Source organism: Mucilaginibacter boryungensis (assembly GCF_015221995.1).
In the GTDB taxonomy this organism is placed as follows: Bacteria; Bacteroidota; Bacteroidia; order Sphingobacteriales; family Sphingobacteriaceae; genus Mucilaginibacter; species Mucilaginibacter boryungensis.
In genome coordinates this window covers 1151657-1177995 of sequence record NZ_JADFFM010000001.1, presented here as the reverse complement: position 1 = coordinate 1177995, position 26339 = coordinate 1151657, and the positions used below count along the sequence as shown (strand labels likewise).

The window sequence follows — 26339 nt, the reverse complement described above, 5'->3', positions numbered from 1 at the left end:
GGCCCCTGTAGTGAGGTTTTGCGGGAAGCGGGACAGAGTAATGGATTACCTAAGAACTACTGCCGGAAAACTGCATCCTGTAATCGGTTTCCATTACACACGCTTCAACAAGGTTATAATCTTTTGCAAATACCGTGAAAACACGGGTTGCAGATTACTACTGTAGGTTGTAAATTAGATCAATTAATGAATTAACCTATTCACCTTTAAACAATTAACATGGCCTGGGTAACAACCTCCAAAACCTGCGTATCGGTTTACGGTGCGCTGGATGACATGAACCAATTCGCACAGCCAAAAACTTTTGAAGAATCCGGACCGATGGCGATGCAGGAACTTCAATTTTTCATCAGCCTGGCTTCGGGCGACCTGAATGCGGAGAGCGCAATGGCAATCGCCATGACTTTCGAAGGTCTGCTAAACGCAAGCTATGCGGGACAATATAAAACGGGGGTTGATGCGAACAAGGCGATTACAAAGATCGTCGCCATGTTGGAGATTGCCACGAAAACGGTCGCGCAACTTGCTGAAGTCGTGGACACTATTTACATCTTCTGATGAAAAAGTGTTTAAAAACCGGCCTGGTCCTGCTGCTGATGTGCGGCCCGGTAATGTTGCTGGCGCAGATCAAGTCTTTCGAACAGGTCAAGCAACACGTGCTGGATTCGCTGACGAGTCCGAATTTCCTGAATGAAACGATGGCGAAGTACATGGCGGTGCTGGAAACAAAGGACACCACCAAAGCTCATTTTATCCGGGACCTGAATTTAAAATTCAAAACTTTCCAGGCGGGCGGCCAGCCGCCGGGGCTGGGCTTTGGTTATGAATACCATAATAGCTGGGTAAAAAATCATACAGACACGAGTAAACATTATCATTACAGCCGCTCGGTCAACCTGAACCTGGATGGTAATGTGGCTTTTAAGAAAGTGTATAATCCAGCGAATTTCCTGGAATCGAAGTTTGTTTACAGCGGCGCTTATTTTTATGGCGGCTTTTCTAAGAAAAACACGCGGGCGCAAGCGGATTCGTTGCGCGCGATCAAGCTGGCCTATAGCGCGGCAATCCATGCACGGGATACGTCAAAAATGCGCTCATTGAAAGCCCGGGCGGATGAGCTGACGCGGGTAACAGACCAATATTACATAAGCTGGAAGGGTTCGGCAGCTTTTGAGAGCAACCAGGATTTTTCGAAAACGCAATTCGCCCCGGGGGCGCTGATCAATGTTGGGCTGAACGGTTTTAGTAAATACAGCCCGCTGCGCTGGTTCAATCTTCCGGACTATCCCTTCGCGCTGATCCGCGCGCTGACGAATACGACGAATGGGATAGAGTTATCGGGTGTTTCTTTTCCATCGGCTTTATTTGGCCTGGACTACGTGGTGCCCACCAATGATAGTTTACGTAAGGCGGTGACTGGGAAACTGGACCCTTTTACCCGGTTGCGTTTTGAAGCGGCCTTTAAGACACTGGCGGCTTCAGTGGGCGGGCAGTCTTATTGGGTCAGTGCAGATTACCGCTGGTATCAGCAGTTGAATGCTTCTACGGCATTAACCAGTACCCATCTTGACCGTTCGGAATATTTTGTTTGCGCGTTGACGGCCAGCAATGGTTTTTTCGTGAGTTATTCGTATGGACAGCTGCCGTTCGATAAAAAGAAAGAGGCGGTTTACGGTTTAGGTTTTAAATATGATCTGGGTAACCAGTCAAAAAAATAAGTATATGAAAAAGTTAACCTTATTAGTTGCGTTGTTTTTTAGTGTTGATCGGGCGGGCGCCCAAACGACTGTCCCCTGCAACTGTACGGTCGCCACACCCGCTGCGGGGAGCACGCCTTCCAAGCCGAACGCTGCGGCTGCGCCCACGCCAGGCCCGGCAGCCCCCAAAACACCTTATATTTTACAAGTGCAGGCGCGTAAGCTGGAGAACCGGGACAATGTGTTCAAGGTGATCCACCCGGATGACCTGATCCTGCTGAAACTGACCAACCCGAAAGACTTTTTGGATAGCCGCCCGAACGATAACGCCAAACTGGTGCTGTATGCGGATGGCATTGCCTTGAAAGGGGTTACTTCGGACCTTTTTAATAATATTCGCAAAGGGGAGTTCAAAGCTACGGATACGGAGACCTGGGTAACCTTTCGTTTAAAACAGGATACGAGCACCAAAGCGGCCTGGGATAATTTATACAAACTGGCGGATTCGTGGTACTCAAGTAAATTACAGGTCCATCTGACCATGGCCTGGGAAGGCATGCTCCCGGTAAAGGTCAACCGGAACGACCTGCCGAATACGAAGGTGACGATCGTTTATTTCCATATGTCCACCTTTGTGATTTTGAGCATTCTTTATCTGGGACTCATTATACTGATCCTGGTATTGGCGGTCAATTCCGACATCCTCAAAGAAGCGCCTAAAGGGGCGTATAGTATGGCACAGACCCAACTGGCTTACTGGACAGTGCTGATCATCGGCGGCTTTATTTATTCGCTGGCGCTGACGGGCATCCCTTCTACCCTGAATTCTTCTATTCTGCTGCTGCTGGGCATCAGCCTGGCTACCAATGGCACGGCGACATATATCGATTATTTTCAGAAAAAACAGCTGGGTGCTACTTATAAAGCCAAAAAATCAAAAAGCTTTTTCAACGATATCCTGGGCGATGGCCAAAGTATGAATATGCAGCGTTTTCAGATTTTTGCCTGGAACCTGGTACTGGGTGGCTACTTTATCATTTTTGTGATCAATAATAAGACAATGCCGGTGATCCCGGATGTACTGCTCACTTTGGCGGGCGTAAGTTCGCTGGGTTATGTCGCCGCTAAACCAACCGAAGTCTAACATCAAACCTTTCAACATGAAAAAATATTAACCTCTTATTCGTCCTGCCGTTGTGCACCTGGGCACCGGACACGGTCACCTTAGTGCACCAGCGCTATACCACAATTTCGATAAAACCTTGCTTTATCCGATAAAGGTGCACTGGGTAGACGAAGTGAGCGATATCTCTTTAAAGCTGATCCCTTGATGATGGAACTGACGAATTTAAAACGGGATTACCATTCCGGCATCGCTAAATACGACCGTGGCCACAATATGGACGCGGGGGACAATGCCTGCAATATTACGCAAATGCACGAATGCTTTATTTCTCGAACATAATGCCGCAGACCAAGCACTGAGTAAGCAGACCTGACTCAGATTTTTGGAGGAAAAGTGCGTACGTTTTAGTATTTTGCTTGCACGGCAAATTAATTATGAAAAAAATATGCTCTGTTTTATTTCTCAACGCCCTTTTATGTGCGGGCATTAGCTTGTTTGCAGGAGATATTAAAACCATAGGGGTACCATATATTCAAAATTATTCCAAAAGTACTTATGCTTCCGGCAATCAAAACTGGTCGGTTACGCAGGATAGAAATGGCATCATGTATTTTGGCAATGCCGAAGGTCTTTTGGTTTACGATGGCCGTTATTGGCAACAGTATTCCATGCCCCATAGGCAAATAGTTCGATCAGTAGCCGCAGATAATAATGGCCGTATTTACACCGGCAGTTACGGCGAGTTTGGCTATTGGAACTTCAAAAACAACAGGTTTGTTTACCATTCGCTTGCCGGGCTTATACCCAGCACCCATGCGTTAGCCGATGAGATTTGGAAGATATATATAGATGGCGAGCGGGTAATTTTTCAGTCTTTCTCCACCATTTACATTTATCAGTATCAAAAAATAGCCGTAATTAAAACGAACGCGCCTTACCTTTTTTTACATAAGGCCGGCACCCGGTTCTTTGTTGAAGGCTTAAAGCGCGGTTTGTTTGAACTAACCGGTAATCAATTAATACCGGTTGCCGGAAGCGAAAAGATAAAAAGCGTGCTTTCTATATTACCTTACAAAGGCAATCGCTTTATTGTTGGCACCAGTAAGGACGGTCTGTTTATTTACGATGGAAAAACCTTCACGCCCTTTAACAGCCCTGCTAATGCTTTTTTGCAAACCTTTCAATTAAACAATGGCACGCGCGTATTAAATAAATACTACGCCTACGGCACCATACTTAACGGCCTGATCATTATTGATGAAGACGGCAATGTAATACAGCAGATCAATAAAACCACAGAGCTGCAAAACAACACCGTATTAAGCTTGTATGCGGATAGTGATCAAAACCTTTGGGCTGGCCTGGATAATGGTATAGACAGGGTGGAGTTAAATTCGCCGCTTTATTTTTATTTTGATAAAACAGGCAAGTTCGGCACGGTTTATTCCAGTATTATTTTTAATCATAAAATTTACCTGGGAACCAATCAGGGGCTGTTTTCCAGTAACTGGACACAGCAAAACAATACTTTCGATTTTAAGATAATCCCAAATTCGCAGGGCCAGGTTTGGGACCTGAGCTTAATGGACGGACAATTAATATGCGGTCATAATAATGGTTCCTATAAAGTAATAGGTGATCAAATAGAGCGGCTTTCGGCGTTAAGCGGTGGCTGGACCATTAAACGTTTAAACAGTTCGCCGTCTCATCTTATCCAGGGAACATATAACGGCCTGGCCTTATATAAAAAAGACACTAATGGCGGCTGGGAGTTGGCCTGGCAAATAACCGGTTTTAATGAACCATCGCGCCATGTGGAGGAAGACAGCAAGGGGGAAATATGGGTAAGTCATGCCTATAAAGGGTTAAATAAATTAACACTTAGTGCCGATCTAAGAAAAGTTATTGCTAACAAATATTTTGATGAGAAAAATGGCCTGCCTGGTAATTATAACATCAATGTATTTAACCTGGAAAGCAAGATTGTATTCTCGTCCGATTCGGGTTTTTATATGTATGATGATCTGAGCAACCGCTTTAGCAAATATGAAGTGCTGAATAAAAAACTTGGCCCTTTTGCTACATCAAACAAAATAATTAACGCCGGCATGCACCGGTATTGGTTTATTAACCATGGTAAGGTAGCCCTTGTCGATTTCTCTCAACCGGGGAAACTTAGTATCAACTCCAGTGTATTTAGTGTGCTTGATGGGCATATGGTACAATATTATGAGAATATCAGTCGTATCAGTGATAACTTGTACCTGATAAGTGTCGACGATGGTTTTGTCATATACAATACCGGCGAAGATGAAAGCACTAAGGCCGCCATTACCTTGCCCACGGTATTGATCAGGCGGATTGAGGATATTACAGATAAATATAAAACATTAAGTGAAAACGGAAGTAGTAACAGCGCGCTGCAAATCCCAGCCACGCGTAATAACATCCGCATTGCTTACGCGTTGCCTTATTACAGACAAGCCAATATCAAATTTCAATATTATTTAAGCGGTTATTCCGGCGAGTGGTCTGACTGGACTACGGCTACGCAAAAGGATTTTACCAATCTTTCAGCGGGTACTTACGAGTTTAAAGTACGGGCACGCATAAATAATGCAATAAGCACAATTACCGTTTTCAATTTTGAGGTATTGCCCCCATGGTATGCCACTAAAACGGCTTACCTGGTTTATTTTATACTGTTTATAGCGGTGTTGCTCGCCGGCAAGAAGATATATGAGCGCAAGCTGCGTAAAGACCATCAGAAAATAGCCGACAGACTGAAAAAGAAGCAGGATGAATTACTAAAACTAGAAGCTGAGGCCAATGAAAAGCAAATTGCTAAACTGCAAACTGAAAAACTACAAACCGAACTAGATTCGAAAAACCGGGAACTGGCCAATACGGCATTATCATTAACCTATAAAAACGAAATATTACAAAAATTGAGTGAAGAACTCTTAAAAGTTAAAGACCGCACAGGCCAGAAACTTCCTGAACACCAGCTCAATAAAATTCAGAAAGTAATTAACGAGGGGATGGATAATGAGCGCGACTGGAACCTTTTTGAAAAAAGTTTTAATGAAGCGCACGAAAATTTTTTCAAAAAATTATCGGCCCATCATCCTGGCCTTGTCCCTAATGATCTAAAACTTTGTGCTTATTTGAGAATGAATATGAGCAGCAAGGAACTGGCTTCTTTGCTCAACATAACACTGCGGGGCGTAGAAATACGACGTTATAGGCTCCGCAAGAAGCTGGACCTACCACACGATACCAACCTTGCAAAGTTCTTGTTGGAGCTATAATACTACATCATTACCTCTCCTGGCCTGTTATAAGCCCTACTACACATTGATTTATGATTAATTGTAACTAACTCATAATAAATCATTTATAATTATTTCACTTACATCAAGCGATATACATCACAACCGGATGTATTAATGTAGAGTTTTATTTTTTGTACAAGCAAAAAAACAAGCTCAACTTCAATGGTGCATTATTACATAGCACACCACACCAATTTTTAACCACTTATTGAAAAAAGTATGAAAGGAATTTTTACTAAAACTTCTGTTTTAATTGCTTTTTGCTGCCTATTATTTATTACATCAGTTTCCGCGCAAACCACGACTATAAAAGGTGTGGTTACCGATGGATTGGCCAGGATGAGTTTACCCGGCGCAAGTGTGATTATTAAAGGCACCACCACAGGCACACAAACAGACGTTAATGGAAAGTATACCATTAACGCGCCGGCCAATGCTATATTGGTATTCACCTCTATTGGTTACGATAAACAAGAGGTGTCGGTTAATGGCCAAACCGAGATCAATGTCACCTTAACTTCCTCAACACAACAACTAAACCAGGTGGTCGTGGTAGGTTATGGTACACAACGTAAGCGCGACCTTACCGGTGCCATTACCAGCGTTAAAGGCGAAGACATTGCTAAATTTACAGTTACCAACCCCATTGCCGCCTTGCAAGGTAGCGTAGCTGGCTTATCGGTGGTAAATTCGGGCACGCCTGGTGCCGCCCCTATAGTACGTATAAGAGGTATAGCCAGTACTAACAATGCTGACCCGTTGTATGTGGTTGATGGTTTATTGCAAACGAACATCGATTTCCTTAATCCAAATGATATTGAAACTATCGATTTGTTGAAGGATGCGTCATCTACAGCTATTTATGGCTTAAAAGGAGCTAACGGTGTTATTGCCATCACTACAAAACGTGCAGCTAAGGGTAAAACAAGCGTAAATTTCCAAAGTAATTTTGGTATACAGCATGTTAATAATAAAATTGATGTGGTAGATGCCGCCGGTTTTAAAAAGCTTTACAGTGCGCAGTTAGCCAACCTTAATGCCGCGCCATTTGACTTTACAAATTACATAGCCAATACCGATTGGCAAAGCCTTATTTTACGAAACGCCGTTATAAATACCGATAACTTAACCGTATCAAACAACAACGATAAAAGCACTACTATATTTAACTTGGGTTATAGCGACCAGCAAGGTGTTGTGAGATATGGCGATTATAAAAAATATCTTGTCCGTTTAAGCGAGGAGATTAAAATTAATAATAACATTAAGGTAGGGGGCAGCATTAATGGCTTTAAATGGCAGCAAGACCCAACGGCGGTTGGCCTTAATGCGGGTATCTATGCCGCGCCTATCGCGCCTGTGCAAGCGCCAGGCGATGATATTTATTATACCATGCCATCATTTCAGCGGGCACAGGTGGGTAACCCTATAAATGCTATCAACCGATCGCGCGGTAATTCAATTAATGGCGGCTATCGGATAAATGGTAATGTTTTTGCGGAGATCAAATTCTTAAAAGATTTTACTTTTAGATCAACATTTTATACCGATCTGGGCTTTAATAACGCCCGTAGCTATAATCCACTGCCTTTTACTGTTGTTAACTTAGGTGAAGGTAGCAATCCAACCACCACATTTACTGATAAAACGGTAAAAACGAGCGTTAGTCAAAGCGCTAACGAATACCGTAGCTTCCAGCAGGACCATATTTTAACTTATGATAAGGACCTTAAAGGCGGGCATAGGTTAAATATAATAGCGGGTTTTACAACCGTTCAGTTATCAAGCACCTTATTAAGCGGTTCACGTACAGATACTACACTTAATGTACCTTTTAACTCCAACCTTTGGTATTTAAATATTATTAACGCCAATAACCCCATCAGCAACAGCGGCGGTGGTAGTTTAGAAAGTCAAACCGGTATATTTGGTCGTGCAAGCTACGCTTACAAAAGTAAATACCTGGTAAATGCCACCATCAGAAGAGACGGCAGCTCGAGGTTCGCACCTCAAAACCGTTGGGGTACCTTTGGTAGTATAGGTTTAGGTTGGGTCGCCAGCGAAGAGGATTTCTTTAGAAACCTTGCACCCGGTATCGATTTCTTAAAATTCCGTGCCGCATTTGGTAAATTGGGTAACCAAAACGCGGTACAGCCAAATTTGTATCAGCAAACGCTCAACAGTGGTATTACAGCGGTATTTGGCGATAATGTTTACCCGGCAGTTACTGCCGCTTACCGGCCCGATTCAAACCTGCATTGGGAGGTTGTGAGGGGTATAGACCTCGGTGTGGAATTACGCACGCTGCATAACCGCTTAAATCTTGAAGTTGGCGTATACAACAAAACAACCGACGGACTCTTAACCACCTTTACCTTACCGGGTGCAGCAGGCACACAGCAGGCATATTTTACCAATTTGGGTAAATTAACCAACAAAGGTATTGAAGTAAACCTGGGTTGGAACGATAGGATCGGGAAAGATTTTAGCTATAGGGTTAATACCAACTTTAGCTATAATAAAAATATAGTGAACTCGGTGGGGAATACAACCGCCTTCCAGCTTTTGGGCAACGGCGGCATCAACGTTACCGAAACGGGTAATTCGGTAGGCTATTTTTATGGTTACAGACAAGTTGGTGTTTACCAATCAACAGCTGATTTAACTAACCAGCCACACTTTGCCAATTCCCTTCCCGGTGATATTGCTTACGCGGATATAAACGGTGATGGTGTAATAACTACGGCCGACAGGACTTACCTGGGTACGCCATTCCCGCCGTACAACTATGGATTAAGTGTATCACTTGCCTACAAAAATTTGGATGTATTATTAGCGGGCCAGGGCGTAGCAGGTAATAAAATATGGCTGCAACGCCGCACAGCTAACTTTGCCGTATTAAACTACGAAAGCAACAGGTTAAACGCCTGGACAGCGCCCGGCACCAGCAACGTTGAGCCAATATTAGACAACTCACGTGGCAACAACTACCTGTTCAGTTCGTATTACTTAGAGCCGGGCGATTATTTCCGCCTGCGCAACATACAGGTAGGCTATAATCTGCCAACAGCTTTAAACGGTAAAATTGGTGTTCAGAACATCAGGATATTTGTTAGCGGCGAAAATATTAAAACCTGGACGAAAGCTACAGGCTACTCGCCCGAACCGCAAATTGGGAGCTTGCTAAGCGGTGGGGCCGATAATGGCACTTATCCGGTTCCTGCTATTTACACCGTTGGTTTAAACGTAACTTTCTAATCATCATATCAGATAAAAGAAAATGAAAAATCTTAACAAAAAACAAAAGTATCTGGGTATGGCGGTATTGGCTATGCTGATGATATCTTCAAACTTCGGCTGTAGAAAATTCCTGGATACGCAAAGGCAAGGCGAGTACTATGCCGAAAATTATCCTTATCCGGGCAGTTCAGGCCCCTATGATCAATATCTGTTTGCAGCCTATAATAATTTACGTGCCTATAATGTACACGTAGCCGCGTTTTTCCTATCTACCAGTGTGCGCAGTGATGACGCAGATAAAGGCAGCACCCCAAGTGATGGCGGCGCAGATGCGATCAGTATGGATAACTTTCCGGTGCTGCCAACTAATGGTTTTGTAAACGATATGTGGAATGGCTATTTTACATTAATTACTAATTGCAATATAACCATAGACCAGGTACACAATGCCACCACAATTGTTGCTACCGACCAGCAAAAAATATTAGCCGAAGCCGAAGCAAGGTTTTTACGGGGCTATGCTTACTTTAACATGGTGCGTTTTTGGGGAAGGGTGCCTTTGGTAGATAAACCGGTAACCGTTTCAGGCTCAAATTTACCACAAAGCACGGCGGCGCAGATCTACACCTTTATTGAAAGCGACCTGACTTTTGCCGCAGCTAATTTGCCATTAAGCTGGGATAAAAAATTTGTTGGCCGTATTACTTCCGGTGCTGCTAATGGGTTATTAGCCAAAGTTTATCTTACCGAGCAAAAATGGGCACAGGCCGCTACTGCCGCAACCGTAGTGATGAACAGCGGGCAATATGATTTATCTACACCTTACGATAAAATATTTGGCGAATCGGGGGAGAATAGTAAAGAATCGGTTTTTGAAGTACAGGCCACAGCCAGCTTTGCCACTAAAACTGCTAACGGCATCCAAAATGCGCAATACCAGGGTGTTAGGGATGGCGGAGTTTGGAACCTGGGGTTTGGTTGGAATGTGCCAAACGATAACCTGGCTGCTGCTTACGAACCTAATGACCCCCGATATGCACGTACCTTTTTGCTAAGAAGCACGGCTACCACTACCTATAAAACAGTGTACGGCGAAAATACAGCCACCACGTGGATAAACCCGGCTTATAACCACAAAATGTATACTAACCCATCATTCAGGGCATTATATGGTGATAACTCAGGCTGGTGGATGAACATGCGTATTCTACGTTATGCCGATGTGGTCCTGATGTTTGCCGAGGCAGCCAATGAAAGTGGTAACACCGCAGGCGCCGTGACTGCGTTAAATAGTGTCCGGACAAGGGCGCGGGGCACCGCTGCCGCGACTGTATTGCCAAACATTACCAGTACAGACCCGGCTGTGGTGAGAGAAGCTATCCGCCATGAAAGAAGGATTGAGCTGGCTATGGAGCACGATCGCTTTTTTGATATTGTACGCTGGGGCATTTCACAATCCGCAATGAGCAGTGCCGGCAAAACAAATTTCCTGGCCAGCAGGGATAATTTACTACCTATACCGCAAACTCAAATAGACCTGAGTAAAGGCGTATTGACACAAAATCCTGGTTATTAATTAAAACTACAAAGATGAAATTCACAAAAATATATAAAGGCGGCTCTTTTTTATTGCTGGCATTGGCTGTAATAACCTGGTCGTCATGCAAAAAAGATGGCAATCCCAACAAATTGCCTGGTGTATCAACTGATACCTATGTGGGCAAGGTTGATGGCTTTAATACCTCTGAAGAGATTTACCCGGCAAACCTGGTGGCCTACTGGAGTTTTGACAATACCGTTAACGAAAAGTTAAGCAGTACCGCACCTACAACATCGGTTGGCAATACTTTTATTACCGCCGGCGTAAGGGGACAGGCCTTGGCCTTAAACAATGGTTATTTATATTATGCCAGCCAGTTTAACGCTTTTAAGGTGGCGGCTTTAAAAAGCTTCACGATTAGTGCCTGGGTACAGATATTAAATAATGGATCAAAAAAAACCATGTTATTTCAACTGGCACGCCCGGGTATTTTCAATGGTAATATCAACTTTGTGTTAGAAACAAATTCAAGGGCTGCTACGGTTACCGATGCCATTACGATACACCCAACCTTTACTGGTCAAAACGGCGGTACACAGGATAACCTAAACACCGCCAACGGAACTTTTCCCTTTCTTTCGCCCAAAATTGGGGCAAATGTTTGGGCGCATATGGTTATCACTTATGATGCTGCCACCGGTATCTTCCAAATATGGGGTAATGGGCTAAAAATTGGTGTCCCCGCTTTCCAAAGCCGCGGCACAGGTACCACGCTGTTCAATTCGTTTGAGCCAAGTGAGGTAATTTTCGGCGGTAATTATAATGTTATCCCGGGCAAAACAGTATCCACCGATACCAGCTTCGGCGCCATGACGGGGAGTATTGATGAAGTGAGGATATACAACACGGTGCTGCCTGATGCTTATATCATATCGTTATACAAATTAGGCCTTGCCGGAAAATAAAACACAAATCCCAACAGGCGTTTGCGCGGTTGCAGTTTGCCTGTTGGGTTAATAAAACTTAGCTTTAAATGTATATTACCAGTATAAAACGGTCGGCTTTTTTTTATTTAGTTGCATTTGTCCTGTTGCTTTTTACCGGATGTAAAAAAAACTCGGCACCCGCAGACAATAGCCCACTTGATGCCTCACTTTCATTTACCGTTAATGGCCAGTATAACGGCACCTTTATTTATAACGGGCTGGGTACCAATCCAACTGTTACCATTACTTTTTCTGAAGCAATTGATGCCGCTACGATCACCGCCGGGGTTACACTTACCAATAGCGGTAGCCCGGTAGCCCTGACCACGCAACTGCAAAATGGTAATAAAACGCTGGTTGTTACCCCCCAACAAGCGCTCGTGTCCTTAACTACGTATACGCTTAACGTTAGTAATAGCATTAAAACAGCATCAGGCGGTCGCCTGGTCAACCCGGTAGCTATCCAGCTAAGCACTGCTTTGGATGATACCGACAAATTCCCCCGCATTACCGATGAGGAATTGCTCACGCTGGTGCAAAAGCAAACCTTTAAGTATTTTTATGATATGGGGCACCCGGTAAGCGGCCTTGCTTTAGAGCGCAATACCTCGGGAAATACCGTAACCACCGGCGGTTCGGGCTTTGGCATCATGGCGCTGGTGACGGCTGTTAACCGTAATTTTATCACTCGTGCCGACGGTTTGGCCCGGATGCAGAAAATAATAGCCTTCCTTAAAACTGCCGATCGTTTTCATGGCGCATATCCACATTGGATGGACGGTGCGACAGGGAAAGTGATCCCTTTTAGTACTAAAGATAATGGCGGCGATTTGGTGGAAACATCGTACCTGATGGCTGGCTTGTTAACCGCCCGTCAATATTTCACAGGTGCTGACGCGGGAGAAACCACACTGCGCAATGATATCAATACTTTGTATAATGCGGTTGAATGGAGCTGGTACCGTAAGGATAATAGCGATGTACTTTACTGGCACTGGAGCCCAAATTATGCCTGGGACATGAGTGTGCCTATCCGCGGCTGGAACGAGTGTCTGATCACTTATGTGTTAGCCGGTGCTTCAACCACCTACCCAATTCCAAAATCGGTTTATGATGCCGGATGGGCGCAAAATGGCGCTATGAAGAATGGGAATACTTATTACGGCGCACAGTTACCTTTAGGCCCGGCAAATGGTGGTCCGTTGTTTCTTGAGCATTATTCGTTCCTTGGGATAAACCCCAAAGGCTTGGCTGATGCTTATGCTAATTACGAAACACAAACTAAAGCGCACACCCTTATTAATTATAACTATTGCAAAGCCAATCCAAAGGCATATATGGGTTATGGCGAAAATTGCTGGGGCTTAACGGCAAGCGATATATCGGGTGGTTATACCGCCAGTTCACCAACTAATGATGTGGGTGTTATTGCTCCTACGGCAGCGATTTCATCCATGCCGTATACGCCAACCGAAGCTATGCAGGCCCTCAAGTTCTTCTATTATAAAATAGGGAATAAAACCTGGGGTGCCTATGGCTTTTACGACGCTTTTTCGTTGCAGCAGCAATGGTTTGCCACATCAACCCTGGCTATTGACCAAGGGCCTATCATTGTTATGATAGAAAACTACCGGACCTCATTAATATGGAACCTGTTTATGAGTTGTCCCGAAGTTAAAGCCGGCATGAAGAACTTTGGCTTTACCAGCCCTAACTTGTAATACAAATGAAATTCAGACACATCAAAATAATGCCGGCCTTTTTATTGGTTTTTTGCTGCGCCTGTTCACAGGGGCAGGATGCCAGGCCTGCAGCAGCGCTAACAATCAAAAAAGGTTTGACCGATAATCAATTATTGAACCTGGTGGAAGAGAAAACCTTTCAATATTTTTGGGCTGGTGCCGAATCTGTTTCGGGGCTGGCGCGCGAACGTTACCACTCGGATAATGATTATGCTCAGCACGATAAAGATGTGATAGCGACCGGTGCTTCAGGCTTTGGTATGATGGCCATAGTTACAGGCATCGAAAGGCATTTTATCACCCGTAAGGCGGGTGTTAAACGTTTTGAACAACAGGTTAGTTTTTTAGAAAAAGCCGATCGTTTCCATGGGGCGTGGCCGCATTGGATGTTCAATACAGGCCAGGTAAAGCCATTTAGCAAATTTGATGACGGCGGCGATTTGGTAGAGACTGCTTACCTGGCACAAGGTATGCTTTGTGCGCGCCAATATTTAAAAAAGGGCAATAAAGCCGAAAAATTACTGGCTACGCGGATTGATAATTTGTGGAAAGGTATTGAATGGGACTGGTACCGCAACGGTGATAAAAATGTGTTATACTGGCACTGGTCGCCCAACGTTGGCTGGAAAATGAATTTCGCAGTAGCCGGTTACAACGAATGCCTCATTATGTATATCCTGGCGGCCTCCTCACCAACCCATGGCATTCCTGCAGCAGTTTATCACGAGGGCTGGGCACGCAATGGCGGCATCAGCACAGACATTAAACCTTTTGGCTATCCAATTAAATTAAAGCATAATGGCGCTGCAACCAGTGTAGGCCCGCTATTTTGGGCGCAGTATTCCTACCTGGGCTTAAGCCCAAAAGGACTGACCGACCGATATGCCGACTACTGGCAGGAGAATCAAAATAGCACGCTCATCAACCGGGCTTATTGTATAGCTAATCCTAAACATTTCAAAGGCTACGGCGAAGATTGCTGGGGCCTGACAGCCAGCTATTCGGTAAAGGGTTACGCGGGGCATAGCCCGGGGCACGATCTGGGTGTGATATCACCAACAGCCGCCTTGGGCTCTTACTGCTACACACCAGGAGAATCGATGAAAGTGATCAGGCATTTATATGAAGACCTGGGCGATAAGGTTTGGGGCGAATACGGTTTTTATGATGCTTTTAGCGAAACTGACAACTGGTATCCAAAACGCTACCTAGGTATTGATGAAGGGCCGATTATAATTATGATAGAAAATGGCCGGACTGGTTTATTATGGCATTTGTTTATGAGCAGCCCGGAGATAAAAGCAGGATTAAGAGAACTGGATTTTAAAAGTCCCTATCTAAAATAAAAACCAGCAAAATAACGTACGACAAAGAATATGAAAAGAGCGGTAACGATTTGGTACTTGACAGCCCTGCTGGCAACAACTGCCTATGCGCAAGGTAAAAAGCCTGTAATGACCGAACAGGTCAAAATGAATACTTTTATTGCTCATCTGATGGCGAAAATGACGGTGGATGAAAAAATAGGCCAGCTAAACCTGGTTACCGGCGGCGAAGCCACTACCGGCGCAGCGGTTAGTACAGATGTGGAGAACAAAATAAAAGCAGGCCGGGTTGGGGGTGTGTTTAGCTTAACTACACCTGCCAAAGTGCGCAAAACACAGGAGATGGCAGTTAATTACAGCCGCTTGCATATCCCCCTTATTTTTGGCCAGGATGTGATACATGGCTATAAAACGTCTTTCCCTATTCCGCTTGCCCTGGCCGCAAGCTGGGATATGGAGTTAATTAAGCGTACGGCCCGTGTAGCGGCTACGGAAGCGAGCGCTGATGGAATTAACTGGACCTTCTCACCGATGGTTGATATTGCCCGGGACCCGCGCTGGGGACGTATAGCCGAAGGGAGTGGTGAAGACGCTTATCTGGGGTCGGCCATAGCTAAAATAATGGTACAAGGCTATCAGGGCGACGATCTGAAAAAAAACAACACCATTATGGCTTGTGTTAAACACTTTGCCTTATATGGCGCTGCCGAGGCGGGCCGTGATTATAACACCACCGACATGAGCCTGAACCGAATGTATAATGAATATTTACCACCTTACAAGGCAGCTGTAGATGCAGGCGCAGGCAGCATCATGGCATCATTTAACGACATTAACGGCACGCCGGCTACAGCCAATAAATGGCTGCTTACCGATGTTTTGCGCAAGCAGTGGGGCTTTAATGGTTTTGTAGTATCGGATTATACAGGCGTAAGCGAAATGACCGCGCATGGACTTGGAAATTTGCAGCACGTATCGGGCCTAGCATTAAAGGCAGGGATGAATATGGATATGGTGAGCGAAGGTTTTTTGACAACGCTTAAAAAATCATTAGCAGAAGGTAAAATTAATATAACTGATATCAATACGGCCTGCAGGTTAATCCTGGAGGCGAAATATAAATTAGGCCTGTTTGATGACCCCTATAAATATTGCAGCGAAGAGCGCGCTAAAAACGAAATATTAACACCCGATCACTTAAGGTTGGCACGCGAAGCCGCCACGCAGACATTTGTATTGCTGAAAAATCAAAACCATACGCTCCCCCTTAAAAAGGCCGGGACGATTGCCGTGATTGGCCCGCTGGGGAATACCCGGTCAAACATGCCCGGCACCTGGAGCGTAAATGCCGACTTAGCGGCTACGCCCTCGTTGTTAGAAGGTTTAAAAACCGTAGCCGGCGATAAGGCAAATATCACCTACGCTTTAGGTGCTAATTTGTTGAGTGATGCGACGGAGCAAAAAAATGCAACTATGTTTGGTCGCGAGATCGATAGAGATAGCCGTCCCGAACAAGAGGTGATTGGCGATGCGATAAGGCTTGCCGAAAAAGCTGATGTCGTGGTTGCTGCACTGGGCGAAGGGTCTGAAATGAGTGGCGAAAGCTCAAGCCGTACAAGTATTGATATCCCTGCTGTACAGCAACGTTTATTGGCCGCGTTGCTAAAAACAGGGAAGCCGGTGGTCTTGGTTTTATTTACCGGCCGCCCTTTGGCCATTAAATGGGAAAGCGACAACGTACCGGCTATACTTAATGTATGGTTTGGCGGCACACAAGCGGCTTTAGCCATAGCTGATGTTTTGTTTGGCGACGTAAACCCATCGGGTAAGCTACCTGTTACCTTCCCGCAAAACGTTGGGCAGGTGCCAATTTATTATAGCCACAAAAATACCGGCAGACCTTTGCCTGATGGTCACTGGTTTACCAAATTCCGATCAAATTATCTCGACGTGAGTAACGAGCCATTATATCCATTCGGTTTTGGATTAAGCTATACCACATTTACCTATAGTGGCATTAAATTAAATAGTGCTAACCTGAGACCCGGCGGCAGTATCACCGCAAGCGTTACCGTTACTAACACCGGCAGCGTAGAAGGCAAGGAAACCGTTCAACTATACACGCGCGACATGGAAGGTAGTATCACCCGCCCTGTAAAGGAGTTAAAAGGCTTCCAAAAGATCAGCCTCAAACCGGGTGAGCATAAAGAGGTAACCTTTACCATTACCGGGAATGATCTTAAGTTTTACGATGCTCATCTTAAATATGTTGCCGAACCAGGCGAGTTTAAAATATTTGTTGGCCCAAATTCACGCAATGTTAAAGAAAGTCACTTCACGCTATTAGGTCGTTGATGTTCCAGTAAATATATTAGCAAAAACAACATTAGGGTTAATGACGATGAGGCGGCTTAGATATTAAATTTTTTATATCAAATTGCGAAGGCCTACAGTTATTCTACCAATGTTAAAAGTGGATTGATCCTAAACGAAACATCGAATCCTAAAAAAGCGCCTTTGCAGCAAGGGGGGGATGTTTTCGAAAATAACAACAACTAAAAGAGAATTTTTACAGTGGAACATCGAACCTTTTTAGACTTCGATACAACTACTTTATTGTCAAAAAGTTAGGGACATAAAAAAAGGAAACGCTTGATATTTGCGTTTCCTTAAGCTCCCGACACTGGCGCTTTTTCGAAACATTTCGTTGAAAAATTACGAAGAATTGGAAATATTGGCGAAGATCCTTTAAAGAATTTCAAAGAATGATTAAATAAGATATCAGAATTTAATAACTAATCGATTCCATTTTTCTGCCTAAAGTCGATAACGTTCAGTTATCCTTCATTCGAGGTTTATTGCATAGTCATGGAAAACTCATCCGTGGGTATTTCCGCGAAGATTTTTTTCCTTTTTCGAGGTTGACTTGAGTATAGATTTGCGTGGCATACATCCGGTCATTACTCGGCCACAGTTCAACGGTAAGCCCCGGTATTCACGCAGTAGTCCACGTAGTTAATAAGCTGTACCACAAAATCACTAATCCGAACTTTCGGAATTGTGGATACCAAAGGAATACTTACAAAAATCAAATCTCTTGGGCGCCGATCTTATTCCAATAGGCTCTTTTGATTATGCAAACTGATAAAGCGGTACAGGTCCGTGGTGATGGCTTGGACTACTGGGTTTACCGACAGCATTTCCCAAGTGATGGTTTTATCCCTTATCATACTCCCGAATTTTTGAGCAATGACAGTTAGCATTCAAAATCAAATGACACTAACAAATATAAGAAAATAATATAGTTAATAACAATTGCTACACTTTGTTTGCACGAGGACTGTGCCGTTTTGCAGGTACGACATACCCGCTATGATGTTGAACCCACCATGCCTTATTTACCACTTGAGCAACCACCAGCGCGAGCCGGGTAAAATGTCAAGGCCGGGGCGCATCCGCTGAAAGCGGACAACTCGCGCCCCGCTTGTACAGCCTTTACTTTTTACCTCGGCGTGGGCTATTTTTGCGATAGTGGTGAATAAGAAATGGCTATTATTTTTTATCCCCCGGACCCGTTCAAAGATCCAGTAAGATGTTAAATGATTCCGATCACAGTTTTCTGCCACTTTGATCATTCCGACAGATCTAAAAGTTTGCAATCTTTGAATAATTTAGTAAATGAACTATGTTAGGCAAACTCACAGATGCACAAATGGAAGACCTGCTAAAGCAGCAGGTTACCGGTCGTATCGCATGTCATGCTGATGGCGATACTTACATTGTTCCGATCAACTACGTTTATAGTGCGCCATATATTTACAGTCATGCCGGAAAAGGTAAAAAGATCGATATGATGCGCCTGAACCCTAAGGTTTGTTTTGAAGTAGATGAGATAAACAATATCTTTCACTGGAAAAGCGTAGTGGCTTGGGGAGAATTTGAGGAGGTAACCGATCTGGAAGAAAAGGAACGGTTAATGCAAGGCCTTATTCATCGGATCATGCCTTTTTCTAACAACCCCGGCGACCATCCCTCTCATGGCATCACCGAACGCGACAGCGATATTGGTGATACTGTAGAGATTATTATTTACAAGATTCGGTTAGACCGGATGACCGGACGTTTTGAGCAAAGCCAAAATTAGCCTGGCATAATAACAGCAGTCACTCCTATATTTTCGGTATGCTCCCGGGGCAATACCAGGGCAGTTACTTTTACATTCATTATAATGCCATCTTTTTTAAGTGCCGCCTGTTGCCGATATAATCAGCCCAGCTGTTAATTCCGGATTTGGGGTAAATAAATATACTAAGGGAATTCAAAAGCGAAGTTGATTCGATCATTTTTAAACGAATAATCATCGCGCTTATACATCATTTTTAACGTCCGGCTAATCGGTCAGGAAGCGTGTGATAGATCGCTTGTTCTAATTTAGCGTCTAACTGGTAGACATCCTCATAATTAACAAGTTGCCCATCCTTAATGAAACAAGTCAGATAAGTGATCTTTAATGGCATGGGTGCCTTCAAACGAAATACATGCCCCTTGCCTCCTTGCCTGGTTTTAAGTAACATGGCAGACTGATTGGCTTGCCCATCTGCCTTTAATAATAAGCTGGCCAGCTTTTCAGGCGCTTCCACGCCAATATTGCCACGACTGAATGCCCGGTGGCTGCTTTTAAACCAGTCGGGGGCCGTCATTTCGATCATATCTATCTTGTAGCGGCTGGCAAACGGGAAAACCAGGAGCGACGTTGAAAGACCGGCCTGTTTGGCGATCGACCGTGGAGTAACTTCTATTGTACGTAATTGCCCGGGTATTTCAAGACGTGGCACCGCCGTAACAGCATAAATTTCGCTTTTTAACAGCGGTGTGGGCGTTGTGGGGCTGCCTGTTACAATTTTAAATTGATAAGTAGAATCAGCAAGGTAAACACTTAACATAAAGGATGGTATATTTACCTGCATATAGGGCCCCTCGCCGATATCAGCCCAACGCAACCTTTCCATATTGATGGCAACCTTGCGCACATTTTCTTCAGGGACTTCGTAGCAATCACCCACGTATTGCCCTTTCCATTTATGCATCCACTGCTGCAATTCCAGATAGGCTACTGATTTCGGTTGCACAGCTAACAGGGTTGGCGAAATGTCAGCTTGTGCCAGGGCAATACCAAGTATAGCTTCCACCCGGCTGCCGCCCAGGCCTGCGTCAATACGATTCGCTGGGTATTCGGGGTTTAGTTTCCCGTAATGTAAATGATTCATTAATGTAAACATGGCATCTGTGAGCATCAATTCGAACCGGGCCTGCTTATCTTTACTAATGCTGCCCGGTTTTTCGAAGATATCGTGCAACAGATCGTAACGCAGTTCATCAGGATGATAGTCTGCATGTGCAAGTCCATATTGTAAAACACAATCCAATAATAACATGGCTTGCCAGGCATGGCCGGTCTCCCCTTTTTCCTTTTTCAGCCATACCGGCTTAAAATCCCGCGCGGTATAAAACCTTTTTACCGAAAGGGGGAAATAAAGCGGCAACTGTTTTTTGTTATGCAGTTGTGTGCTAATGTTATCGGCCAGGCTGGTGTCTGCGATGGCGGCTTTTACCGGGTTAAAGCTAAAGATTGCTATAAATAAAATTACGGTCAGCGCAGTTGATCTCAATGCTTTCATCTTATTTCTTTTTATACAAAAGTCCTATTGCTAGACCGCATCGCGAATGACCCCAGTCAATTATAGACGTGCGGAAGATCATTTTTCCGGGAACAAGGCCCTCGTATCCTTGCATTTATGAAAAAGACAAGTATTAAACATTTAACTTTTGCGCACCAGGCTTGCTTGAGAGGCCTGGAATTTTACGAAATAGAAATCCGTTTTCTGCAGGAACGATTAGAAGAAATAGCCGCGGGTAATACAAGCCGTGAAGTAGCTGAACAGGTAGAACATTTTCAAAATCAACTAATTATCCACCAGGAACAGATCGATATTCTTAAACATCGGGTAAAAGAAAATCTCGACAAACTGGCAACCGACATTAAATTGTCAGAGAATTTTATCCAGGAAACTACAGTTACCGAAGCGAATAAGATAGCGTCGGATTACCAGGATGAGGAAAACATGTTTAATGAAATGCGGCGCTTTTTTAACCGTTTTGCCACCCAATGGATGTAATCGCGAAACTAATAAATTACATGCCCCTCGGCATATGACCACCGTCATGTTCAAACATGATCCTAGTCAGAGCTGGGAAACGGGTTAAGGACTACCTTAGCCACATGGACATAGATAAGAAAGCAAACCCTGCTAATGCAGTTTACCTACAATCTTTAGGCGCCGCCGGGACAGTTACAGGTTCTAAACATTTATTGGCTACACCTGATATCACCATAATGGTCGATTGCGGACTTTTCCAGGGCATCAAAGCACTAAGGGAGAGGAACTGGGAAAAACCACCTGTTAATCCTGCAGAAATTGGTGCATTGATCCTGACACATGCGCATCTGGACCACTGTGGCTATATCCCGCTATTTGTAAAGAACGGCTACCATAAACCAATTTATATGAGCAGGCCGACACGGGATCTCGCAGAGATCATTCTGAGAGATTGTGCCAAATTACAGGAAGAGGATGCCGTACGGGCCAACAGACATGGTTTTAGCAAACACCACCCGGCACAGCCACTCTACACCGTGGCTGATGTAGAAGCGGCATTGCCCCTATTTAAAGTTTGTGATACCGAAACTACAGTGAAGCTGAATGAACATGTAAGTTTCGAATTTTACCCATGTGGGCATATTGCTGGCGCTTGTTCTGCTAAGTTTAATTGTTACGGTAAAACTGTTCTTTTTTCAGGTGATATTGGCCGCGAATACTCCGAATTGTTACCGGCGCCTGAACCTTTGGCCGATGCTGATTTTGTGATCATGGAATCGACTTATGGAGATCGCTTACATAGCTCAGCTGATACGGCACAGGAATTGGCCATGGTGATCAACGACACATTGTTTCATAAAGGAAATATACTTATACCCTGCTTTGCCGTAGGTCGTGCACAGGAGGTAATGCATTTGATCTATCGTTTAAAACAACAAAAAACTATCCCAGCACCTGTGCCTGTATTTCTTGATAGTCCAATGGCCGCTTCTGCAGGGAAAGTACTGTTGCATTATCCAGAGTGGTTCATTATAGATGAAAAGGAATGCGCGCGTATGTTCAGCGGCGTAACCATCAATGAAGATTACGAGCATACTAAACAGATCATTAAACAACGGGGAAGCAAGATTGTGCTGGCGGCTAGCGGTATGCTGACCGGCGGCAGAGTATTGGAGTATTTAAAGCATGACCTGACAGACGCCAGGAATACAATTGTATTGATCGGCTTTCAGGCCGAGGGAACAAGGGGAAGAGCATTATTAAATCGCACCCATGAAATTAAAATACATGGGAAATACTACCCGGCGAAGGCCCAGATCAAAGAAATTGAAGGTTTATCTGCCCATGCTGACCAAAGAGAATTATTAAATTGGTTAGGACAATTCAAGGTCAAAAGCCCCAAGGTATATCTTGTACATGGTGAGCCCTGCGCACAGGACGCGCTAAGGATAAAGATAAATGACGACTTGAATTTAAAGGCGGTGCTGATGAAAGAGTTTCAAAAGGAATTGCTATTTAATGTCTAATGAAATATCATATGTATCCATACACGTTATAAACTGGGAGAAAGAAAAAATCGAATTAGTGATTAGTGCCTGTAATCTTAGAGGCAGTTATTGATACAGGCTAATAATTCCTTATCGTCAAAAGGTTTGACCAGGTAATGTCGCACGCCGAGGGACTTAGCTTTTGCTAGATCAGCGCGTTCGGATTGTGCAGTTGTAAAAATGAAAGGGATTGAACGGGTATTAGGATTATTTTGAAGGGTATCAAACACATCATAGCCGTTTAGTCCGGGCATCACCACATCGCAAACGATCAGATCAGGGATTTGCTCAGCGATCAATTCCAGCGCACGGCTTCCGTCGCCAGCAGCCAGTACATCATAGCCTTCCAATTCCAGAAGTTCGACTGTGTTTTCACGAATATCGTCGTTGTCCTCAATTAGTAAGATCAGGCACGCCATTACTGAAATAATTGTACAAGTGCAATATACAACTTATACGAATATCCATGATATTGGTTACATGATATTGTGCTATTGCACACTTTTTTTACGACCCGTTGTCATCTGCCATTTGCTATGTATGTCCCAATTTTGTTTTAAATACAAAATTGTTGAGATGTATAAATTGTTATTACTAACCTTTGTCGTTTTTTTCTTTTCTTGTAAAAGGCCAGGCAGTATCCATCCGCAGCGCAAAGATATCATCCAGACGGTCTACGCCTCGGGCAAGATTATGGCCGACAGTGAATATACCGTTTATGCACTAAATACCGGAACGGTAATACGAAAACTTATCAAGGATGGCGACAAGGTAAAAAAAGGACAATTATTGTATGTACTTCGTCATACCGGTTCCTCAGCAAAAATGGAAGCTGCCAGCAGCGTATATGCTAACGCTCGGCAAAACCTCTCTGCAAATTCGAGTATATTAAACGACCTGAAGATCACCATGCAAAATGCAGACCTGAAATTCAGCAATGACTCACTTTTATACAGCCGTTATAAAAACCTTTGGGCACAAAATATTGGCACCAGAGTAAACCTTGACAATGCCGAAACCCAGTATAATATATCGTTCAATCAAAAAAGGTCAGCGAAGGAAAAATACTATTCAACCCGGAATGATCTACAACTAGCCCTTAAAAATGCTCAAAGCCAGGCCGAAAGTCTAAAGTCAGACCTGGACAATTACTTTATCAGGGCAGAAAATCCCGGCACGGTTTACGAAACGCTAAAAGAAAATGGAGAGGCTGTAAAAATGAGTGAAGCTGTAGCCCTGATGGGACGATCCGACTCGCGGATTATTAAACTGGCCGTTGACCAGCAGGATATCGATCAGATCAAACCCGGCCAAACTGTGCTGCTAAAAACAGACGTCAGCGGCGAGCGCATTTTTAAAGCGCAAGTTATACGCACTTATCCCGTGATGAATGAAGCTGACCAAACTTTCAGAGTTGATGCTGTTTTTATCGACGCTGCTGCACAATCTTATATACACAGTTCGGTAGAGGCTAATATTATTGTAAACCGTAGATCGCATTCTCTCACAATCCCCATAAATATGCTGATGAATGGGGACACAATCAGGATTAAACAACAAAACCGTGTGATCACCAAACGCGTGAAGGCGGGGATACGTACACTTAGCGAGGTAGAGATACTGAGTGGCGCTGATGAACATACCGAAATTGTTAATCCCGATAACAAATAGGCCATGTCGGTAGATATGCTCATAGCGCAACGACATCTGATGGCAAACAAAAAGCAAACATTAGTGGCCATGCTGGGCGTAACCTTTGGTATTGCGATGTTTATCCTGATGATCAGTTTTATGATAGGTGTAAATCAGTTTATGGAAAGCACCATGCTCTCTTTTACACCGGATATTCACATTTACAATGATATTAAAACCGATTATACCACTTCGGTTGCAGGGGAGTATTTTAAGGAGCAGCGGTTAATAGTTACTGTTGCGCACCCCAAACCTAAGCAGGTAAAATTGAATATAAAAAATGCCGCCGGTATCATGGCCGACCTTCACCATAACAAGCAAATCTCGGGCATCTCACCAATGGTAGGCACACAGGTTTTCTATAACTATGGCTCGGTGCAGATCAATGGTTATATCAACGGGGTCAACATTACCGAAGAGTCTCGCATGTTCGATCTTGCGGGAAAAATGGTTAGTGGCGTACCGAAGAATCTGCTTACTACCGATAAAGGAATATTAATGGGGAGCGGGCTGGCTGATAAACTAAACCTGGGTATGGGCGATCTGGTTAGCCTGGCCACGCCAAATGGCACAACCATGCGTTTTAGGGTGGTCGGAATTTTCCGCATTGGTATCAGTGCGGTAGATAACGTACGCAGTTACGTGAGCCTGGCGAACGGGCAACAGCTATTAGGGAAAGACAAAAGTTATATTACCGATATCAATATTAAACTACAGGATAACCGACAGGCGGGCTCAGTTGCCGACGATTTTTTTAAAAAGTACAATTACAAAGCCGACGATTGGGACACTGCCAATTCCTCGGTAAGCGCGTCTAACCTGGTGCGCAATGTATTGACCTATGTGGTTAGTATAACCTTGCTTATCGTCGCTGGCTTCGGTATTTATAATATCATGAACATGACTATTAATAATAAGATGAAAGATATCGCCATATTAAAAGCACAAGGCTTTGCCGGTAAGGATATTGTAAAGATATTTTTGAGTCAATCAGTTTTCATCGGTTTGCTGGGCGCTATAAGCGGGTTAATGCTGGGCTTTCTATTATCTTATGCCTTATCAAAGGTGCCTTTTCCGCAAAACGATTATGTAGCACTAAATTTTTTCCCCGTCGCTTTTAATCCGGCACATTACTTTTTTGGTCTTTTATTTGGATTGATCACGCCCTTTGTTGCCGGCCTGATGCCATCGCTTAAAGCGTCGAAAATTGATCCCGTTATTATTTTAAGAGGATGAGCGTAGCACTTACTGCTGAAAAGCTGAATAAATATTTTCACGAGCCCGAAGAATTCCGGGTACTGCAGGATATTACATTATCTGTCAATAAAGGAGAGTTTGTACCCATCATCGGCAAATCCGGCTGCGGCAAATCAACCTTGCTTTATCTGCTCAGCACGCTGGATACCGATTACACCGGTAACATTATGATCAATAATGAAAAAGTGACCGGCCTTTCCCAAAATCAGCTGGCAGCTTTCCGCAATGAACATATTGGCTTTGTATTTCAGTTTCATTTTTTACTGCCCGAGTTTACAGCATTGGAAAACGTGATGCTGCCGGCGTTAAAGTTGGGCCGATGGGGCAAGGACGAAATAACAGAACGCGCGCTTGATAAACTAAAGCAATTGGAAATGGATCAGTTTGCTCACAAATTGTCCGGTAAACTGTCGGGTGGGCAACAACAGCGTATTGCTATTGCCCGTGCGCTGATCAACGACCCAATGATCATTATGGCCGATGAACCTACTGGTAATTTAGACAGCGGCAACACCAAACTGGTATTCGATATTTTTAGCCGGTTAGCACATGAGGAAAACATAGCAGTATTAGCCGTTACACATGATCTTGACTTTGCTAAACATGCCGACCATGTCATTGAAATGATGGATGGTCACATCATCAGTTAATGTGCCCGGTATCAAATTTGCCATTGACGGTGGTCATTCTTTGT

At 44.1% G+C, this 26339-nt stretch carries 18 protein-coding genes; 16 read left to right on the top strand and 2 right to left on the bottom strand.

Annotation, left to right across the window (positions count from 1 at the left end):
- The first annotated feature begins 219 nt into the window (after window positions 1–219).
- From IRJ18_RS05045 to IRJ18_RS04995, 11 genes are all read left to right on the top strand, one after another.
- The gene (locus IRJ18_RS05045; protein WP_194105109.1) at window positions 220–558 is read left to right on the top strand and encodes a hypothetical protein; all 339 of its coding nucleotides are present in this window, start codon (window positions 220–222) and stop codon (window positions 556–558) included.
- Window positions 558–1718, top strand: a complete 1161-nt coding sequence (locus IRJ18_RS05040; protein ID WP_194105108.1) for a hypothetical protein — start codon at window positions 558–560, stop codon at window positions 1716–1718. Before IRJ18_RS05045 ends, IRJ18_RS05040 begins: the two co-directional genes overlap by 1 nt.
- Before the next feature lie 4 nt (window positions 1719–1722).
- Window positions 1723–2841 (top strand): hypothetical protein, encoded by a 1119-nt coding sequence (locus IRJ18_RS05035; protein ID WP_194105107.1) that lies wholly within the window; start codon window positions 1723–1725, stop codon window positions 2839–2841.
- 416 nt (window positions 2842–3257) lie between these two features.
- Complete coding sequence (locus IRJ18_RS05030; protein ID WP_194105106.1) at window positions 3258–6134, top strand: ligand-binding sensor domain-containing protein; 2877 nt, start codon at window positions 3258–3260, stop codon at window positions 6132–6134.
- 243 nt (window positions 6135–6377) lie between these two features.
- A complete protein-coding gene (locus tag IRJ18_RS05025) occupies window positions 6378–9416 on the top strand; it encodes a SusC/RagA family TonB-linked outer membrane protein (RefSeq protein WP_194105105.1) in 3039 nt (1012 codons plus the stop codon).
- Between the two features lie 22 nt (window positions 9417–9438).
- Window positions 9439–10974 (top strand): RagB/SusD family nutrient uptake outer membrane protein, encoded by a 1536-nt coding sequence (locus tag IRJ18_RS05020; protein WP_194105104.1) that lies wholly within the window; start codon window positions 9439–9441, stop codon window positions 10972–10974.
- A 14-nt stretch (window positions 10975–10988) separates the two neighbouring features.
- The gene (locus IRJ18_RS05015; RefSeq protein ID WP_194105103.1) at window positions 10989–11903 is read left to right on the top strand and encodes a LamG domain-containing protein; all 915 of its coding nucleotides are present in this window, start codon (window positions 10989–10991) and stop codon (window positions 11901–11903) included.
- A 68-nt stretch (window positions 11904–11971) separates the two neighbouring features.
- Window positions 11972–13645, top strand: coding sequence for a glucoamylase family protein (locus IRJ18_RS05010; protein ID WP_194105102.1), 1674 nt, complete (start codon window positions 11972–11974; stop codon window positions 13643–13645).
- Window positions 13646–13650: 5 nt separating this feature from the next.
- On the top strand, window positions 13651–15012 hold the full coding sequence (locus IRJ18_RS05005; RefSeq protein WP_194105101.1) for a glucoamylase family protein: 1362 nt from the start codon (window positions 13651–13653) through the stop codon (window positions 15010–15012).
- Between the two features lie 30 nt (window positions 15013–15042).
- Window positions 15043–17346 (top strand): beta-glucosidase BglX, encoded by a 2304-nt coding sequence (bglX, locus tag IRJ18_RS05000; RefSeq protein WP_194105100.1) that lies wholly within the window; start codon window positions 15043–15045, stop codon window positions 17344–17346.
- Between the two features lie 1330 nt (window positions 17347–18676).
- Window positions 18677–19135, top strand: coding sequence for a pyridoxamine 5'-phosphate oxidase family protein (locus IRJ18_RS04995; protein ID WP_194105099.1), 459 nt, complete (start codon window positions 18677–18679; stop codon window positions 19133–19135).
- 235 nt (window positions 19136–19370) lie between these two features.
- Here the strand turns inward: IRJ18_RS04995 and IRJ18_RS04990 are convergent, their stop codons facing one another.
- Window positions 19371–20669, bottom strand: a complete 1299-nt coding sequence (locus IRJ18_RS04990; RefSeq protein WP_194105098.1) for a L,D-transpeptidase scaffold domain-containing protein — start codon at window positions 20667–20669, stop codon at window positions 19371–19373.
- A gap of 117 nt (window positions 20670–20786) precedes the next feature.
- Between IRJ18_RS04990 and IRJ18_RS04985 the strand changes: the two genes are divergently transcribed.
- Both IRJ18_RS04985 and IRJ18_RS04980 read left to right on the top strand, forming a co-directional pair.
- Complete coding sequence (locus tag IRJ18_RS04985; protein WP_194105097.1) at window positions 20787–21167, top strand: hypothetical protein; 381 nt, start codon at window positions 20787–20789, stop codon at window positions 21165–21167.
- Window positions 21168–21271: 104 nt separating this feature from the next.
- Window positions 21272–22675 carry an MBL fold metallo-hydrolase RNA specificity domain-containing protein gene (locus tag IRJ18_RS04980; protein WP_194105096.1) on the top strand — a complete coding sequence of 468 codons (1404 nt, stop codon included), beginning with the start codon at window positions 21272–21274 and terminating at the stop codon, window positions 22673–22675.
- Window positions 22676–22752: 77 nt separating this feature from the next.
- Here IRJ18_RS04980 and IRJ18_RS04975 read toward each other — a convergent pair whose 3' ends face one another.
- Window positions 22753–23115, bottom strand: coding sequence for a response regulator (locus tag IRJ18_RS04975; RefSeq protein ID WP_194105095.1), 363 nt, complete (start codon window positions 23113–23115; stop codon window positions 22753–22755).
- Between the two features lie 157 nt (window positions 23116–23272).
- Between IRJ18_RS04975 and IRJ18_RS04970 the strand changes: the two genes are divergently transcribed.
- The 3 genes from IRJ18_RS04970 to IRJ18_RS04960 are packed head-to-tail and all read left to right on the top strand — an operon-like array spanning window position 23273 to window position 26295.
- Complete coding sequence (locus tag IRJ18_RS04970; RefSeq protein WP_194105094.1) at window positions 23273–24367, top strand: efflux RND transporter periplasmic adaptor subunit; 1095 nt, start codon at window positions 23273–23275, stop codon at window positions 24365–24367.
- Between the two features lie 39 nt (window positions 24368–24406).
- A complete protein-coding gene (locus IRJ18_RS04965; protein WP_228072557.1) occupies window positions 24407–25624 on the top strand; it encodes an ABC transporter permease in 1218 nt (405 codons plus the stop codon).
- Window positions 25621–26295 (top strand): ABC transporter ATP-binding protein, encoded by a 675-nt coding sequence (locus tag IRJ18_RS04960; RefSeq protein WP_194105092.1) that lies wholly within the window; start codon window positions 25621–25623, stop codon window positions 26293–26295. Before IRJ18_RS04965 ends, IRJ18_RS04960 begins: the two co-directional genes overlap by 4 nt.
- Window positions 26296–26339 lie beyond the last annotated feature (44 nt).

Excerpts from the sequence above, each read along its gene's own strand:
- bglX (WP_194105100.1), top strand. The coding sequence starts at position 15,043 with ATGAAAAGAGCGGTAACGATTTGGTACTTGACAGCCCTGCTGGCAACA.
- IRJ18_RS05040 (WP_194105108.1), top strand. The coding sequence starts at position 558 with ATGAAAAAGTGTTTAAAAACCGGCCTGGTCCTGCTGCTGATGTGCGGC.
- IRJ18_RS05015 (WP_194105103.1), top strand. The coding sequence starts at position 10,989 with ATGAAATTCACAAAAATATATAAAGGCGGCTCTTTTTTATTGCTGGCA.
- IRJ18_RS05005 (WP_194105101.1), top strand. The coding sequence starts at position 13,651 with ATGAAATTCAGACACATCAAAATAATGCCGGCCTTTTTATTGGTTTTT.
- IRJ18_RS05020 (WP_194105104.1), top strand. The coding sequence starts at position 9,439 with ATGAAAAATCTTAACAAAAAACAAAAGTATCTGGGTATGGCGGTATTG.
- IRJ18_RS05045 (WP_194105109.1), top strand. The coding sequence starts at position 220 with ATGGCCTGGGTAACAACCTCCAAAACCTGCGTATCGGTTTACGGTGCG.
- IRJ18_RS05025 (WP_194105105.1), top strand. The coding sequence starts at position 6,378 with ATGAAAGGAATTTTTACTAAAACTTCTGTTTTAATTGCTTTTTGCTGC.
- IRJ18_RS04975 (WP_194105095.1), bottom strand. The coding sequence starts at position 23,115 with ATGGCGTGCCTGATCTTACTAATTGAGGACAACGACGATATTCGTGAA.
- IRJ18_RS04965 (WP_228072557.1), top strand. The coding sequence starts at position 24,407 with ATGGCAAACAAAAAGCAAACATTAGTGGCCATGCTGGGCGTAACCTTT.
- IRJ18_RS04970 (WP_194105094.1), top strand. The coding sequence starts at position 23,273 with ATGTATAAATTGTTATTACTAACCTTTGTCGTTTTTTTCTTTTCTTGT.
- IRJ18_RS04995 (WP_194105099.1), top strand. The coding sequence starts at position 18,677 with ATGTTAGGCAAACTCACAGATGCACAAATGGAAGACCTGCTAAAGCAG.
- IRJ18_RS05010 (WP_194105102.1), top strand. The coding sequence starts at position 11,972 with ATGTATATTACCAGTATAAAACGGTCGGCTTTTTTTTATTTAGTTGCA.
- IRJ18_RS04980 (WP_194105096.1), top strand. The coding sequence starts at position 21,272 with ATGGACATAGATAAGAAAGCAAACCCTGCTAATGCAGTTTACCTACAA.
- IRJ18_RS05030 (WP_194105106.1), top strand. The coding sequence starts at position 3,258 with ATGAAAAAAATATGCTCTGTTTTATTTCTCAACGCCCTTTTATGTGCG.
- IRJ18_RS04985 (WP_194105097.1), top strand. The coding sequence starts at position 20,787 with ATGAAAAAGACAAGTATTAAACATTTAACTTTTGCGCACCAGGCTTGC.
- IRJ18_RS05035 (WP_194105107.1), top strand. The coding sequence starts at position 1,723 with ATGAAAAAGTTAACCTTATTAGTTGCGTTGTTTTTTAGTGTTGATCGG.
- IRJ18_RS04990 (WP_194105098.1), bottom strand. The coding sequence starts at position 20,669 with ATGAAAGCATTGAGATCAACTGCGCTGACCGTAATTTTATTTATAGCA.
- IRJ18_RS04960 (WP_194105092.1), top strand. The coding sequence starts at position 25,621 with ATGAGCGTAGCACTTACTGCTGAAAAGCTGAATAAATATTTTCACGAG.